Below are 13,571 nucleotides of genomic sequence, written 5' to 3'. Positions count from 1 at the left end.
CGCTGTTTAATTATCCTTGGCCACCAGCAGAAATATCAGCCCGAGGAACATGTATTCAATGTTGCTTCTTGCCCATTCAAAGGCATTGCGCTGGGCGGAGTACTCCATGTCGAACCATTCGTTGAGTATGGTGACGTACAAGGTCTGGTAAACGAAAATTGCTGTACTGAAACCAATGATGGCGAACTTCTTCGCTTCGTGAAATTCACTGCGCGGTGCAGAGAGTTTTCGACACAGCTGATAAGTGCCTACCAGGAAGCTGAAGGTGAATATGATCTCAAGGGTGATGATTGCCCAATAAAAGCGGTGATGGAAAATCATGGAAGTGACGGCCCGGTAACGTCGGGAATCATTACCGACGGTATCGCTCATGCTGATGATTCGTCCGATGTAGTCGGAGTACGCCGCATAGTCGGTGAAGTTGTTGGTGAGCGTCATGAGGCCGAAAAGAGCCGCCATCAGGACGACCAGTATTTTGCTCCGCCTGATAACGCCAGCGGTGGTGAAGTTGTTCATGCCAATACGCTCCGAGTGCACATCAGTGCTTTTTTGTCGTCGGAGTTTATCGGCGTTTTTTTGTAAAGTGGCCGGGCACTGAGTTGCGAGTTATGTCGTTACTTGCACTTCAATAAAGTGTGTTTACAAGCGGCACGCCGAGCAAGGCGTGCCGCGGTTCAATCAACCTTTCCAGACCTGCGGATTAACCAGATCCTGCGGACGCTCGCCCAGCAAGGCGCTGCGCAAGTTGCTCAGGGCACGGTTGGCCATCGCTTCGCGTGTTTCATGGGTGGCCGAGCCGATGTGCGGCAAGGTCACGGCGTTTTTCAGCTGGAACAGCGGCGATTCGGCCAGTGGCTCTTTTTCGTACACATCCAGCCCGGCACCGCGAATCCGGTTGTTTTGCAGCGCTTCGATCAGTGCCGGCTCATCCACCACCGGGCCGCGCGAGATGTTGACCAGGATGGCACCTGGCTTCATCAACGCCAGTTCGCGATGGCTGATCAGGTGTCTGGTTTTCTCGCTGAGCGGCACCACCAGGCACACGAAGTCGGCTTCGGCCAGCAGTTCATCCAGGGTACGGAACTGCGCACCGAGCTCCTGTTCCAGCTCGGTCTTGCGACTGTTGCCGCTGTAGATGACCGGCATGTTGAAGCCCAGGCGGCCACGGCGGGCAATGGCTGCACCGATGTTGCCCATGCCGACGATGCCCAGGGTCTTGCCATGGACATCACAACCGAACAACGGTGCGCCGACGGTGGCTTGCCATTGCCCGGCCTTGGTCCAGGCATCGAGTTCGGCGACGCGGCGGGCACTGCTCATCAACAGGGCGAAAGCCAGGTCGGCGGTGCTTTCGGTGAGCACGTCGGGGGTGTTGGTCAGCATGATCCCGCGTTCGCTCAGGTACGCCACGTCATAGTTGTCATAGCCCACCGAAACGCTGGACACCACTTCCAGTTTGGCCGCGTTCTCCAGTTGCGCACGACCGAGTTTGCGACCGACGCCAATCAAGCCGTGGGCGTGGGGCAGGGCTTCGTTGAACTGGGCATTGATGTCGCCGTTTTTCGGATTCGGCACGATGACGTCGAAGTCTTGTTGCAGGCGTTCGACCATTTCAGGCGTGACGCGGCTGAAGGCGAGGACGGTTTTTTTCATGGATGCAGGCTCGTCGGTGCAGAGGAGAATGCTGAGCACGCTAACATTCTTACCGGGATTTGTGCGAGTCGCTTAACAGCAGCTTGCGGCGCTTCATCCAGTTATACTGCCGCCTTTCGCGGCTCGCTGACCGGGCCCGACACATTACGCATCACCCGGAGCTTTCATGACTTCCCCGAAACAACCGCCGGTCGCCGACACCTTGAGCGACGAGCAGGCAGAGCTGCCAGACAGCGTCGACTCCAGCGCCGACGGCGAAACCAAAGCCGCGATCCCGGCATTCAAGTTCCCGTTCAAACCGGGTGAACTGGCAGGCGCCAAAGGCTCCAACCAACCGTGGTACAAGAACGGCGCCAAGAACGGTCACACCAAGACGCCAGGCATGGCGCCGCCGGGGACTCGGCGGTCGATGGGCAAGCGTTAAGCCCAAGATTATGCGGTGATGGTACCGCCGTCATCGCGAGCAAGCTTTGCTCCCACAATGAATTATGAAGATGCTCTGTGGGAGCAAAGCTTGCTCGCGATGAGGCCATCACAGGCACCAAATCCTTCGGATCAAGCCGCCCGCAACGAAATAAACCCATAGTTCGCAGGCGCATCCGTCACTACCTGCGCACCAGCCGCCACAACCTGCCCAGCGATGTCCTCACCCGATACATGAAACAGCCACTCGCTGCTCCACTGCGGCAATGTCTGGCCGTTCAGTTCATCGAAGATCCTGGCGAATTCGTTCATGTCCGGTAGATAAGCGGTAAACCCGTCACCCTTCAGCGCTGTCGTTCGAATCCCCAGCAGCGCGCACATCGCGTCCTTCATCTGAATGTCATCGCGATCCGCCTGACGGGAACGCTGGATCAATTCCGACAGGTCTCTGTCAACCAATTCACCACCGACTATCAGCTCCGGCCCTTTTTCCCACGACTGGGGCGGACATTCCTTCACAGCGGTGTTCAGGGGGATGTGCGGATTGATTTCCATCGGGTAGATGCGGCACACCAGCGGCCGGCGCTCGTAGATGCGGCACAGGTTGTTTTCGTCAAGATTCCGGCAGGCACCCAAGTTGTAAGCGGCAAAGGTGATGGCGACATACGCCTCGGCATCGGCGCTGCGGACCATGGCCGAACGACGTTCGGCATGTTCGCGTTGCTGCACCGGCAGGCCCAGGCCATTACTCAGGAAGGCTTCCACCAGCACGATCACTTGACCGCCGTCGGCTGCCCACATGCGGGCTTCGGGCAGGGTCAGGGGGACATGGTGGTCATTGCAGCATTTGCCACAGCCTACGCAGGAAAACGTCGTATTCATTGAGCGGTCAGTCGCATCCGGGAGCATGAAACGGCGACAGAATGCCACCGCAAAGACCCCAGCCGAAGCAAGTTATGCGCCACTCACTGCGCCTTGGCGGCCGCACGGATGGAGTCCCATTCGGTGACGTACGCGGTTTTGCTCTGTTTGTTGTAGAGGCACAGCTCGGTGCCTTGTGCGCCTTTCATGTGTTTTTGCGGGTACTGGCCTTGCAGCAGGAGGGCGGTGTAGCCGACGCGGTCATCGAACTGCGCGGCGTTGCCGACAGGTTTGGCGTTCTTCAGGCCACTGGCCTTGGTGCAACTGGCGAGGACGGCTTTGTCGTAGGCGGCCCAGGCGTCCGGGCTGGAGGCATGGGCCTGGGTGGCGAGGGCGATGAGGCAGAGGAAGGTCAGGGTTGCGGCTTTCATGGTTCGGGATCCTTGGGTGATGTCCAAGGCTGGAGTATGCCTGATGGATTGATGGCGCTTGAACGGGCCTCTTCGCGGGCAAGCCACGCTCCCACAGGTTTCGCGTCGTTTACAAATATTGCTGTGGGAGCGTGGCTTGCCCGCGATGGCGGTGGGTCAGGCGGGAACCAATTCCCGGCGGACCGCATACATCCCGACACGCTCATACAACCGCCGCGCCCGCAGGTTGTCTTCCAGTACCTTCAAATCCACAAACCCTTCCCGGCGCTGCTGAAACACCTTGAAAGCATGCAACAGCAGCGCGCGACCCAGTCCTTGTTGTCGGACTCGCGCATGCACCACCAGATTCTTGATGTAAGAACTCGTCCAGCACTGGCACACCGCAACCACGCCGTCGGCATCCAGCAGGATGAAGCACAGCTCGGGATCGTATTCGGGGTCGCTCTCGAACTGACGCTGCCACAGCGCCGATTCCGGCACGCGACCACCACCGTCGCTGTAACCCGACTCCATCAAATGATGCACGGCAGCGGCAAGTTCAGGACGATAGTGGGTCAATTGAATGCCGGATGGCCAGCGGATGGCGGGCACCACCTCGGCGAGGTCGCGCCGCATCAGCCAGCAATAGTCCCCGGCCAAGCCTCAATGTCCTTGTTCGGCCACAGCCTTGGCCGCGTCGATCAGGCATTTGGTCAGTTCCGGCGAAGAGAACTTGGTCAACACCGCGTTCGCGCCGGCCAAGCGGGCCTTTTCGCTGTTCATCGCGCTGTCCAGCGAGGTATGCAGCAGCACATAGAGGTGCGCGAAATCCGGGGTTTCGCGCAGGGTGCGGGTGAAGGCATAGCCGTCCATTTCGGACATTTCGATGTCGGAGACGATCAGGTTGATCTGCTGGGCAGTACCTTGCAGGTCCAGCAAGCAATCGATGGCTTCCTTGGCACTGCGCGCCGTGTGGCATTGCAGGCCGAGATTGCGCAGGGTATGCACGGATTGCTGCAACGCCACCTGGCTGTCATCGACCACCAGAATCCGCGCATTGCCCAGCACTTCGGCGTCTTCCATGCTGAGCTCGGTCGGTGCCATGTCGATTTGCACCGGAGCGATGCCATGGATGACTTTTTCGATGTCCAGCACCTGCACCAGCGTGCCATCCACCGAGGTCACGCCGGTGATGTACGAGCGCACGCCGCCGGAGCCGAAGGGCGGCGGGCGGATGTCGGTGGTCAGGCAGTGGACGATCTTGCTGACGGCCTGAACGTGCAAGCCCTGTTTGGAGCGGCTGACATCGGTGACGATCAGGCAGCCTCCGTTCGGATCTTCCAGCGGGCGCTCGCCGATGGCGCGGCTGAGATCGATCACCGACAACGAGGCGCCGCGCAGGGTGGCGATGCCTTTTACGTGGGGGTGCGATTCCGGCAGTTTGGTCAGCGGCGGGCAGGGGATGATTTCACTGACTTTGAGCAGGTTGATCGCCATCAACTTGCCACTGCGCAAGGTGAACAGCAGAAGCGAAAGTGAATCCGCGCGGCCTTTGGTGGAAGACATAAGTACCTTCTGTGGAAAAAGGTGATGGGCGACCGCGAGGATCGCCAAAAGCTATCAATGCCGGGTTATCGACTTGTTGGGGGCAGGCTTTAGCAAATCAGGTGAATGGTAGACCGCCATCGCGAGCAAGCTTGCTCCCACAGGTTTTTTGAGCGCTCACAATCTATTGTAGGAGCGAGCCTGCTCGCGAAGAGGTCCTCACTTCATCCCCAGCCTTTTGGCCATCCGCCCAAGGTTCGCCCGATCCAGGCCTAGTTCACGCGCCGCGCTCGCCCAATTATGGTGATGCCGCTCCAGGCACGCACCGATCAACTGGCGCTGATAGTTTTCAGTGGCCTCGCGCAAATCCCCGGTCACCAACGCCACAGCGGCCGCAGCCGGCTGCTCGGCGGCGACTTCGACACTGCCGTTGGGCAGGTCCAGGTCGGCTGCGCTCAAGCTAAGGATTTTCGGCCGTTCCTTGCAGTTACCCAGGGCCTTCAACGCACTCCGGCCGATCAAGTGCTCCAGTTCCCGCACGTTGCCCGGCCAGTCGTACGCCAGCAACGCCACCTGGGCGTCGCTGCTCAGGCGCAGGCTGTTGAGGCCCATGCGCGAGCGGTTCTGTTCCAGGAAGTAGCCGCTGAGCAGCAGTACATCGCGGCCACGGTCACGCAGGGCCGGCACTAATAGAGGGTAAACGCTGAGGCGATGATAGAAGTCGGCGCGATAGCGGCCGCTGCGCACTTCTTCGGCCAGATCGCGGTTGGTCGCCGCGATCAGCCGTACATCGACCTGATGTTCCTTGTCCGAACCCAGTCGCTGCAACTGACCGCTTTGCAGTACGCGCAGCAATTTGGCCTGGACCGTCAGCGACAGTTCGCCGACTTCATCGAGAAACAGCGTGCCGCCATTGGCCAGTTCGAACTTGCCGCGTCGATCATTCATCGCCCCGGTGAAGGCGCCGCGCACGTGGCCAAACAACTCGCTCTCCACCAGCGTATCAGGCAGCGCGGCGCAGTTGAGGCTGATGATCGGCTTGTCGGCCCGGGGCGAGGCGGCGTGGATGGCCTGGGCCACCAGTTCCTTGCCGACCCCGGTTTCACCGGTGATCAGCACGGTCAGGTCGCTGCCGCCCACCAGATTGATCTCTTCCACCAGCCGTTTGTGCGCCTTGCTCTGGCCGATCATTTCGCGGTTCTGCTGGCCGCTGGCCTGGCGGTAGACCTCGGCGCGCTGGTGCTCATCTTCGACGCGATTGTTCAGGCGCTCGATGCGCTCGGCGGCATTCACTGTGGCGGCGGCGAGGCTGGCAAAGGCTTCCAGGGCGTCCAATTCGATCGGTTCGAATTGCCCGGGATCGAGGGCATCGAGGGTCAACAGGCCCCATGGACGCTCGTCGATGAACAGCGGGCAGCCCATGCAGTCGTGGACTTCCAGATGGTCGTCCAGGCCTTCAACCAGACCGTCGTAGGGATCGGGCATGTCGCTGTCGGCGGCGAAGCGGGTCGGGCCGTGGCTGCTGAGCAACGCTTCGAAGCGCGGGTGTTCACTGACCTTGAAGCGGCGACCAAGGGTGTCGGTACTCAAGCCGTCGACGGCCAGCGGCACCAGCCACTCGCCATCGAGGCGCAGCAGGGCGGCCGCATCGCAGGGCAGCAGGGCGCGCATCGCTTCGAGCAAGCGTCGATAGCGCTCGCCTTCGGGGAGTTCGCGGGACAGGTCCGAGACCAGTGGCAACAGGGCGGTAAGCAGGGATTTTGCAGTCATAGTGACTCCATGTAGTCGGTGTGACTATAAAGCAACCTGTGTCGATATGACTATCTTGTTGTTAAGTTATTGATTTATATCGATAATTTATTTGGCACGGAAACTGATAAGCATAGGGCAATCGTTGGGAAAATCTCGTTGCTCAGGAGTCACTTTATGCTTAGCGTTCAAGACCGTGCCATCGTCAAATCCACTGTGCCGCTGCTGGAAAGCGGTGGCGAAGCGCTGATCACTCATTTCTACCGCATGATGCTGTCCGAGTACCCGGAAGTCCGTCCGCTGTTTAACCAGGCCCACCAGGCCAGCGGCGACCAGCCACGCGCACTGGCCAATGGCGTATTGATGTATGCACGCCACATCGACCAGCTCGACCAGTTGGGCGACCTGGTGGCCAAGATCATCAACAAGCACGTTGCCCTGCAGATTCTGCCGGAACACTACCCGATTGTTGGCTCCTGCCTGCTGCGTGCAATTGCTGAAGTATTGGGCGAAGAGATCGCCACCCCGGAAGTGATCGCAGCGTGGGGCGCGGCTTACGGCCAACTGGCCGATATCCTGATCGGTGCCGAAACCAGCATCTACGACCAGAAAGAACAGGCACCGGGCGGCTGGCGCGGGGCGCGGGATTTCGTCGTGGTGGCCAAGGTCGAGGAAAGCGCGGAAATTACCTCGTTCTACTTCGAACCTGCCGACAAAGGCCCGATTCTGGCGGCAGAGCCGGGCCAGTACATCGGCATGAAACTGATCCTCGATGGCGAAGAAATCCGTCGCAACTATTCGCTGTCGGCCTTGGCGAACAAAGGCCAGTACCGCATCAGCGTCAAGCGTGAAACCGGCGGCCGTGCCTCCAACCACCTGCATGATCAATTGCATGTCGGGGCGAGCATCCAGCTGTTTCCGCCTTCGGGCGAGTTCACCTTGACCGCCAGCGACAAACCGCTGGTGCTGATCAGCGGCGGCGTCGGCATCACGCCGACCCTGGCGATGCTCGAAGCGGCGCTGGAAACCGAGCGGCCGGTGCACTTTATCCACTGTGCCCGCAACGGCAGCGTTCATGCCTTCCGTGACTGGATCGACGGGCTGGCCGAGCGTCATCCGCAACTCAAGCGCTTCTACTGCTATGCCGAAGACGACGGTGTGAGCCCGGCGGCGCACAAGGTCGGGTTGTTGAGCCAGGAACAGTTGGGCGAGTGGTTGCCCACTGAGCGCGACGTGGATGCCTACTTCCTCGGCCCGAAAGGCTTCATGGCCGCGATCAAACGTCACCTCAAGGCGCTGGGTGTGCCTGAGAAGCAAAGCCGTTACGAGTTCTTCGGCCCGGCTGCGGCGCTGGAGTAAAGGTTGGGCGCGGTGAGCCAGTCTCACCGCGTCGCCCTCATCGCGGGCAAGTTTTGCTCCCACAGGGTTTGTGTCGTACTCATCTATCTGGTTTGACACTAACCCTGTGGGAGCAAGGCTTGCCCGCGATTGCATTACCTCGGTCTTGATTTGAAAAACGCACAAAAGTTAATCCCTTCTTAACCCGCCTATCGTCTATTTCCCCGACATCCCCCCACCACGCGCCGGGCTCTCAAAGATTCAGGTCAGCGTGTAGACTGGCGGGCAATCGATATATTGAAGGGAAACACGATGAGCGAGGAAACCATGCGGTTGGGCCGTGAACGGCGCTATCTGGTGTTGCTGGGCGTTATCTGCCTGGCGCTGATCGGCGGTGCGCTGTACATGCAAATCGTGCTGGGCGAGGCGCCATGCCCGCTGTGTATCCTGCAACGTTATGCCTTGCTGTTGATCGCGATCTTCGCTTTTGTCGGTGCGGCCATGCGCAGCCGTCGCAGCATCACGGTGTGTGAAACCCTGGTGGTGATCTGCGCGCTGGCAGGCGCGGGAGTGGCGGGGCATCACGTCTTTACGCAGTTCTATCCGGCGGTCAGTTGCGGCATCGACGTGCTGCAGCCGATTGTCGATGGCTTGCCGCTGGCGAAGATCTTCCCGCTGGGCTTCCAGGTCGACGGCTTCTGCTCCACCCCGTACCCGCCGATCCTCGGATTGTCGCTGGCACAGTGGGCGCTGGTCGCCTTCGTGTTGGTGGTGGTGCTGGTGCCGCTACTCACGGTGCGTAACCGCAAAGCGCTACGCTGAGGTCATCGGCGGCAACGCTGTGACATCAAAAACGCCCCGGTCCTTGAACAGAGGACCGGGGCGTTTTTGCATTTTCAGAGGCCAGGTAAAAAGTCCGTGACAGGCGGCAACGAAGGGTGTGGCAAGTGTGCGACATGTTGTCACATCTTGAGTGTCGCACCGGCTTTCAGTGCATCGGATTGGTACGTGGGTACGCAATGAAATTGGCCTGTTTTTCAGGATGGCCACTTGACCCTCGCCACGCTGGAGCAGGCAGTTTTAACAGGCTCTGGCAATTTGCCAGAGCCCTTGCCATATGGGGGCTACCGCCGTATCGAGCGCAGCAGCCGAGGCTTCGATGCTGTCTGAATTGCGGATGGTAGGCCTACTATTTTTGGTGTTTTTGTTGAGAATCAATTTCGATAAGATGCGCCATTTTTACGAGTTGTGTTAAGGATTGTTGCGGGGCGGGATATAAATTATTTCGGGATGAGACATGGTTTAAAAAACGCTACATAACTACAATCGCCCGCACTGAATTCCCGGCTCTGCTCACGCCCACCAGGTGTTTGGGCAGGAACAGGGTGTCGAGAGGCCGGGCGGCTTCAGGCGATGCCCAGGTGTCGGTGCCTCCAACTATCCGCACCAAATGGAATTGGTCTGTAACAAGGCCTTTGACCACGAATTCGAATAAGAACTCACGCTAGCCCAGGATTTGTCGAAACGCGTCTGACGCTCGACGGGCCAGCCCTTATTCAATCCAAGAAAAATGCCAACCCTTGGCAGGGTGAAGTGTTGGCGATCAAAACCCAACTGCATGGCGCAAGCTGCTTTAGAGGTCGTGAGATGATTAAAAACAGGTACCCCAGACTACTAGGCTTATTGCCGCTGATCGGCACGTTGCTGCTGTCAGGCTGCAACATGACCTTGCTCGATCCCAAGGGCCAGGTGGGCCTGGACGAGCGAAACCTGATCATCACCGCAACGCTGCTGATGCTGTTGGTCGTGATTCCGGTCATCGTGATGACCTTCCTGTTCGCCTGGAAATACCGCGCGTCCAACACCAGCGCTACCTACACGCCGAAGTGGAACCACTCCACCAAGATCGAGATCGCGGTGTGGGCTGTGCCAATCATGATCATCATTGCCCTGGGTTACGTCACCTACAAGTCGACCCACGCCCTGGACCCGTACCGTCCGCTGGAATCCGACGTGAAGCCGGTGACCATCGAAGTGGTCGCGCTGGACTGGAAGTGGCTGTTCATCTACCCGGAACAAGGCATTGCCACGGTCAACAAGATCGTGTTCCCGGCGCACACGCCAATCAACTTCAAGATCACCTCCGACGCTGTGATGAACTCGTTCTTCATCCCTGCGCTGGGCGGCCAGATCTACGCGATGGCGGGCATGCAGACCAAGCTGCACCTGATCGCCAACCAGAACGCTGAAATGGACGGTATCTCCGCCAACTACAGCGGCGCTGGCTTTACCGGCATGAAATTCAAAGCGACCGCGACTACCCAGGAAGAATTCGACGCCTGGGTAAGTGAAGTCAAAAAGGCACCTAAGAAGCTTGAACAGGCTGAATACGCAGCTCTTGCCAAGCAGAGCCAGAACAACCCAGTCGAGCTCTACTCCTCGGTTACGCCGAACCTGTTCCAGATCATCGTCGACAAGTACGAAGGCATGAAACCAGGTCCGAAGGTGCACCACGAGAAGAAAGAGAAAGAAGTGGCCGCTACGGACATGAACTCGCATTCAGCTGCCGGGGCAGAGGAGTAAACGATGTTTGGTAAATTAAGTTGGGAAGCGATCCCGTTCCACGAGCCGATCGTGATGGTCACCATCTCGATGATCGCGCTTGGTGGTCTGGCGTTGTTCGCTGCAATCACCTATTTCAAGAAGTGGACGTACCTGTGGACCGAGTGGCTGACGTCGGTCGACCACAAGAAAATCGGCGTGATGTACATCGTCGTCGCCATGGTCATGCTGCTGCGTGGCTTTGCCGACGCCATCATGATGCGTACCCAGTTGGCCATGGCCACCGAAGGTTCGCCTGGCTACCTGCCACCTGAACACTATGACCAGATCTTCACCGCTCACGGTGTGATCATGATCATCTTCATGGCGATGCCATTCTTCACCGGCCTGATGAACCTTGCAGTGCCGCTGCAGATCGGCGCGCGTGACGTTGCCTACCCGTTCCTGAACTCCCTGAGCTTCTGGCTGCTGGTTTCCGGCGTGGTGCTGATCAACCTGTCCCTGGGCGTCGGCGAATTCGCCAAGACCGGTTGGGTTGCCTATCCGCCGCTGTCGGGCCTGCAATACAGCCCTGGCGTGGGGATGGATTACTACATCTGGGCGCTACAGCTATCGGGTCTGGGTACAACGCTAACCGGGGTTAACTTCCTGGCGACCGTGCTGAAAATGCGTACCCCAGGCATGAAGCTGATGGACATGCCGATCTTCACCTGGACCTGCACCTGGGCCAACGTCCTGATCGTGGCTTCGTTCCCGATCCTGACCGCTACCCTGGCTTTGCTGACGCTTGACCGTTACATGGATTTCCACATTTTCACCAATGAACTTGGTGGCAATCCAATGATGTACGTCAACCTGTTCTGGGCCTGGGGTCACCCCGAGGTTTACATTCTGATTCTGCCGGCGTTCGGTATCTTCTCCGAAGTCATCTCGACCTTCTCGGGCAAGAAACTGTTCGGCCACCACTCGATGATCTACGCATCGGGCGCGATCTCGATCCTGGGCTTCATGGTTTGGCTGCACCACTTCTTCACCATGGGTTCGGGTGCCAGCGTCAACGCCTTCTTCGGTCTGGCGACGATGCTGATTTCCATCCCGACGGGTGTGAAGCTATTCAACTGGCTGTTCACCATCTACCAGGGCCGTCTGCGCTTCACCAGCCAGGTAATGTGGACCCTGGGCTTCATGGTGACCTTCGCCATCGGCGGCATGACCGGCGTACTGCTGGCCATCCCGGGTGCTGACTTCGTTCTGCACAACAGCCTGTTCGTGATCGCGCACTTCCACAACGTGATCATCGGTGGTGCTGTATTCGGTTACATCGCTGGTTTCGGCTTCTACTTCCCGAAAGCGTTTGGCTTCAAGCTGCACGAAGGTTGGGGCAAGGCTGCATTCTGGTTCTGGATCACCGGCTTCTTCGTCGCGTTCATGCCGCTCTATGTACTGGGCTTCATGGGCATGACCCGTCGTCTGAACGCCACCACCAACCCTGAGTGGGTACCGTACCTGTACGTTGCCATGTTCGGTGCGGTGATGATCGCTGTCGGTATCGCTTGCCAGCTGATCCAGCTCTACGTGAGTGTGCGTGACCGCAACAAGCCAGAGAACATGTGCGAACACGGCGACCCGTGGAATGCACACACCCTGGAATGGTCGACCTCGTCGCCACCTCCGTTCTACAACTTCGCTGTACTGCCAAAAGCCGACGTGGTCGATCCGTTCACCGAAGCCAAGGAAAACGGTACCGCGTACAAGGCTCCGGCCAAGTACGAACCGATCCACATGCCAAACAACACTGCGACCGGTGTGGTCATGGGTGCTCTGTTGACCGTGTTCGGTTTCGCGATGATCTGGCACATCTGGTGGCTGGCGATCGCTGGTCTGGCCGGCACCGTGATCTACTTCGTGATCCACGCGGCCCGTGATGATCAAGGCTACTACGTGCCGGTCGACGTGATCGAGCGCATCGAAGCCGAGCAGCACAAGCGTCTGGTCAAGGCCGGGAAAGTCCCAGCCACTGCCACCCGTGTTGAAACCTCGTTGGAACAGGCTTAAACCATGTCGAACTTAGTGACCAATGCTGGACACACCCATGTCGATGGACATGGGCATGATGACCATCACCACGACTCGGGCGAGATGACCGTATTCGGTTTCTGGCTCTACCTGATGACCGACTGCATTCTGTTTGCGTCGATCTTCGCAGCGTACGCGGTACTGGTTAACAACGTAGCGGGTGGCCCGTCGGGCCACGACATCTTCGAACTGCCATACGTACTGGGCGAAACCGCTCTGCTGCTGTTCAGTTCGATCACCTACGGCTTCGCCATGCTGGCGTTCTTCCGTGGTAACAAGAAGCAGGTCCTGGGCTGGCTGGCCCTGACCTTCGTGTTCGGTGCCGGCTTCATCGGCATGGAAATCAACGAGTTCCACATGTTGATCTCCGAGGGCTACGGCCCTAACCGTTCGGGCTTCCTGTCCGCGTTCTTCACCCTGGTTGGTACCCACGGTCTGCACGTGACCAGCGGTCTGATCTGGATGGCGATCATGATGTATCAGGTGCAGAAAAACGGCCTGACGGCGACCAACAAGACCCGTCTGAGCTGCCTGAGCCTGTTCTGGCACTTCCTGGACGTCGTGTGGATCTGCGTATTCACCGTTGTTTATCTGATGGGGACTATGTAAATGGCTAACGCTCATTCCCACAATGGCCACGACGACGGCAGCCACGGCAGCGTCAAGTCCTACGGCATTGGCTTCATCCTGTCGGTCATCCTGACCCTGATTCCGTTCGGTCTGGTGATGTACCCGACGTTGCCGAAGTCGATCACTCTGTTGATCGTCGTGGCTTTCGCCGTGATCCAGGTGCTGGTGCACCTGGTGTACTTCCTGCACCTGGATCGTTCGCAGGCGCAGCGTAACAACGTGATTGCGTTTGTCTTTGCCGCGATCGTGATTGCCCTGCTGGTTGGTCTGTCGATCTGGATCATGTTCAGCATCCACACGTTCATGATGGCGAAGTGAGGTAAG

14 protein-coding genes are annotated in these 13,571 nt (G+C 58.7%); 7 read left to right on the top strand and 7 right to left on the bottom strand.

The genetic code is table 11. The features are described from left to right. Positions 1–6: 6 nt before the first annotated feature. Positions 7–516 carry a DUF2165 family protein gene (locus GPL81_RS26335; protein ID WP_160109099.1) on the bottom strand — a complete coding sequence of 170 codons (510 nt, stop codon included), beginning with the start codon at positions 514–516 and terminating at the stop codon, positions 7–9. Between the two features lie 162 nt (positions 517–678). Beyond that, complete coding sequence (locus GPL81_RS26330; RefSeq protein WP_160109098.1) at positions 679–1,653, bottom strand: 2-hydroxyacid dehydrogenase; 975 nt, start codon at positions 1,651–1,653, stop codon at positions 679–681. A gap of 166 nt (positions 1,654–1,819) precedes the next feature. Here GPL81_RS26330 and GPL81_RS26325 point away from each other — a divergent pair, with 166 nt between their 5' ends. Continuing rightward, positions 1,820–2,077, top strand: a complete 258-nt coding sequence (locus GPL81_RS26325) for a hypothetical protein (RefSeq protein WP_121105028.1) — start codon at positions 1,820–1,822, stop codon at positions 2,075–2,077. Positions 2,078–2,208: 131 nt separating this feature from the next. Here GPL81_RS26325 and GPL81_RS26320 read toward each other — a convergent pair whose 3' ends face one another. The 5 genes from GPL81_RS26320 to norR form a co-directional block, all read right to left on the bottom strand. Then, positions 2,209–2,958: a YkgJ family cysteine cluster protein gene (locus GPL81_RS26320; RefSeq protein ID WP_160109097.1), complete on the bottom strand. Its 750-nt coding sequence runs from the start codon at positions 2,956–2,958 to the stop codon at positions 2,209–2,211. 83 nt (positions 2,959–3,041) lie between these two features. After that, positions 3,042–3,368, bottom strand: a complete 327-nt coding sequence (locus GPL81_RS26315) for a hypothetical protein (protein WP_160109096.1) — start codon at positions 3,366–3,368, stop codon at positions 3,042–3,044. Positions 3,369–3,524: 156 nt separating this feature from the next. After that, a complete protein-coding gene (locus GPL81_RS26310) occupies positions 3,525–4,007 on the bottom strand; it encodes a GNAT family N-acetyltransferase (protein WP_160109095.1) in 483 nt (160 codons plus the stop codon). A gap of 3 nt (positions 4,008–4,010) precedes the next feature. Then, positions 4,011–4,913, bottom strand: a complete 903-nt coding sequence (locus tag GPL81_RS26305; RefSeq protein WP_096513379.1) for a chemotaxis protein CheV — start codon at positions 4,911–4,913, stop codon at positions 4,011–4,013. A 198-nt stretch (positions 4,914–5,111) separates the two neighbouring features. Further along, positions 5,112–6,662: a nitric oxide reductase transcriptional regulator NorR gene (gene norR / locus GPL81_RS26300; RefSeq protein ID WP_160109094.1), complete on the bottom strand. Its 1,551-nt coding sequence runs from the start codon at positions 6,660–6,662 to the stop codon at positions 5,112–5,114. 156 nt (positions 6,663–6,818) lie between these two features. On the opposite strand from norR, the gene hmpA reads away from it, so the two are divergent. The 6 genes from hmpA (at position 6,819) to cyoD (ending at position 13,565) form a co-directional block, all read left to right on the top strand. Further along, complete coding sequence (gene hmpA / locus GPL81_RS26295; protein ID WP_160109093.1) at positions 6,819–8,000, top strand: NO-inducible flavohemoprotein; 1,182 nt, start codon at positions 6,819–6,821, stop codon at positions 7,998–8,000. Positions 8,001–8,291: 291 nt separating this feature from the next. Next, on the top strand, positions 8,292–8,801 hold the full coding sequence (locus GPL81_RS26290; protein WP_160109092.1) for a disulfide bond formation protein B: 510 nt from the start codon (positions 8,292–8,294) through the stop codon (positions 8,799–8,801). 825 nt (positions 8,802–9,626) lie between these two features. Next, the gene (gene cyoA / locus GPL81_RS26285; protein ID WP_160109091.1) at positions 9,627–10,562 is read left to right on the top strand and encodes a ubiquinol oxidase subunit II; all 936 of its coding nucleotides are present in this window, start codon (positions 9,627–9,629) and stop codon (positions 10,560–10,562) included. 3 nt (positions 10,563–10,565) lie between these two features. Continuing rightward, positions 10,566–12,596: a cytochrome o ubiquinol oxidase subunit I gene (cyoB, locus tag GPL81_RS26280; protein WP_096513373.1), complete on the top strand. Its 2,031-nt coding sequence runs from the start codon at positions 10,566–10,568 to the stop codon at positions 12,594–12,596. Positions 12,597–12,599: 3 nt separating this feature from the next. Continuing rightward, complete coding sequence (locus GPL81_RS26275) at positions 12,600–13,226, top strand: cytochrome o ubiquinol oxidase subunit III (RefSeq protein WP_096513372.1); 627 nt, start codon at positions 12,600–12,602, stop codon at positions 13,224–13,226. After that, positions 13,227–13,565, top strand: coding sequence for a cytochrome o ubiquinol oxidase subunit IV (gene cyoD / locus GPL81_RS26270; RefSeq protein ID WP_096513371.1), 339 nt, complete (start codon positions 13,227–13,229; stop codon positions 13,563–13,565). Positions 13,566–13,571 lie beyond the last annotated feature (6 nt).

Source organism: Pseudomonas izuensis, assembly GCF_009861505.1.
Taxonomy (GTDB): domain Bacteria; phylum Pseudomonadota; class Gammaproteobacteria; order Pseudomonadales; family Pseudomonadaceae; genus Aquipseudomonas; species Aquipseudomonas izuensis.
Note: the sequence above shows the minus strand (reverse complement) of the source record. Positions and strands in the feature narration are given on the sequence as shown.

Excerpts from the sequence above, each read along its gene's own strand:
- GPL81_RS26315 (WP_160109096.1), bottom strand. The coding sequence starts at position 3,368 with ATGAAAGCCGCAACCCTGACCTTCCTCTGCCTCATCGCCCTCGCCACC.
- norR (WP_160109094.1), bottom strand. The coding sequence starts at position 6,662 with ATGACTGCAAAATCCCTGCTTACCGCCCTGTTGCCACTGGTCTCGGAC.
- GPL81_RS26330 (WP_160109098.1), bottom strand. The coding sequence starts at position 1,653 with ATGAAAAAAACCGTCCTCGCCTTCAGCCGCGTCACGCCTGAAATGGTC.
- GPL81_RS26325 (WP_121105028.1), top strand. The coding sequence starts at position 1,820 with ATGACTTCCCCGAAACAACCGCCGGTCGCCGACACCTTGAGCGACGAG.
- GPL81_RS26275 (WP_096513372.1), top strand. The coding sequence starts at position 12,600 with ATGTCGAACTTAGTGACCAATGCTGGACACACCCATGTCGATGGACAT.
- GPL81_RS26290 (WP_160109092.1), top strand. The coding sequence starts at position 8,292 with ATGAGCGAGGAAACCATGCGGTTGGGCCGTGAACGGCGCTATCTGGTG.
- cyoD (WP_096513371.1), top strand. The coding sequence starts at position 13,227 with ATGGCTAACGCTCATTCCCACAATGGCCACGACGACGGCAGCCACGGC.
- cyoB (WP_096513373.1), top strand. The coding sequence starts at position 10,566 with ATGTTTGGTAAATTAAGTTGGGAAGCGATCCCGTTCCACGAGCCGATC.
- GPL81_RS26335 (WP_160109099.1), bottom strand. The coding sequence starts at position 516 with ATGAACAACTTCACCACCGCTGGCGTTATCAGGCGGAGCAAAATACTG.
- hmpA (WP_160109093.1), top strand. The coding sequence starts at position 6,819 with ATGCTTAGCGTTCAAGACCGTGCCATCGTCAAATCCACTGTGCCGCTG.
- GPL81_RS26320 (WP_160109097.1), bottom strand. The coding sequence starts at position 2,958 with ATGAATACGACGTTTTCCTGCGTAGGCTGTGGCAAATGCTGCAATGAC.
- cyoA (WP_160109091.1), top strand. The coding sequence starts at position 9,627 with ATGATTAAAAACAGGTACCCCAGACTACTAGGCTTATTGCCGCTGATC.
- GPL81_RS26305 (WP_096513379.1), bottom strand. The coding sequence starts at position 4,913 with ATGTCTTCCACCAAAGGCCGCGCGGATTCACTTTCGCTTCTGCTGTTC.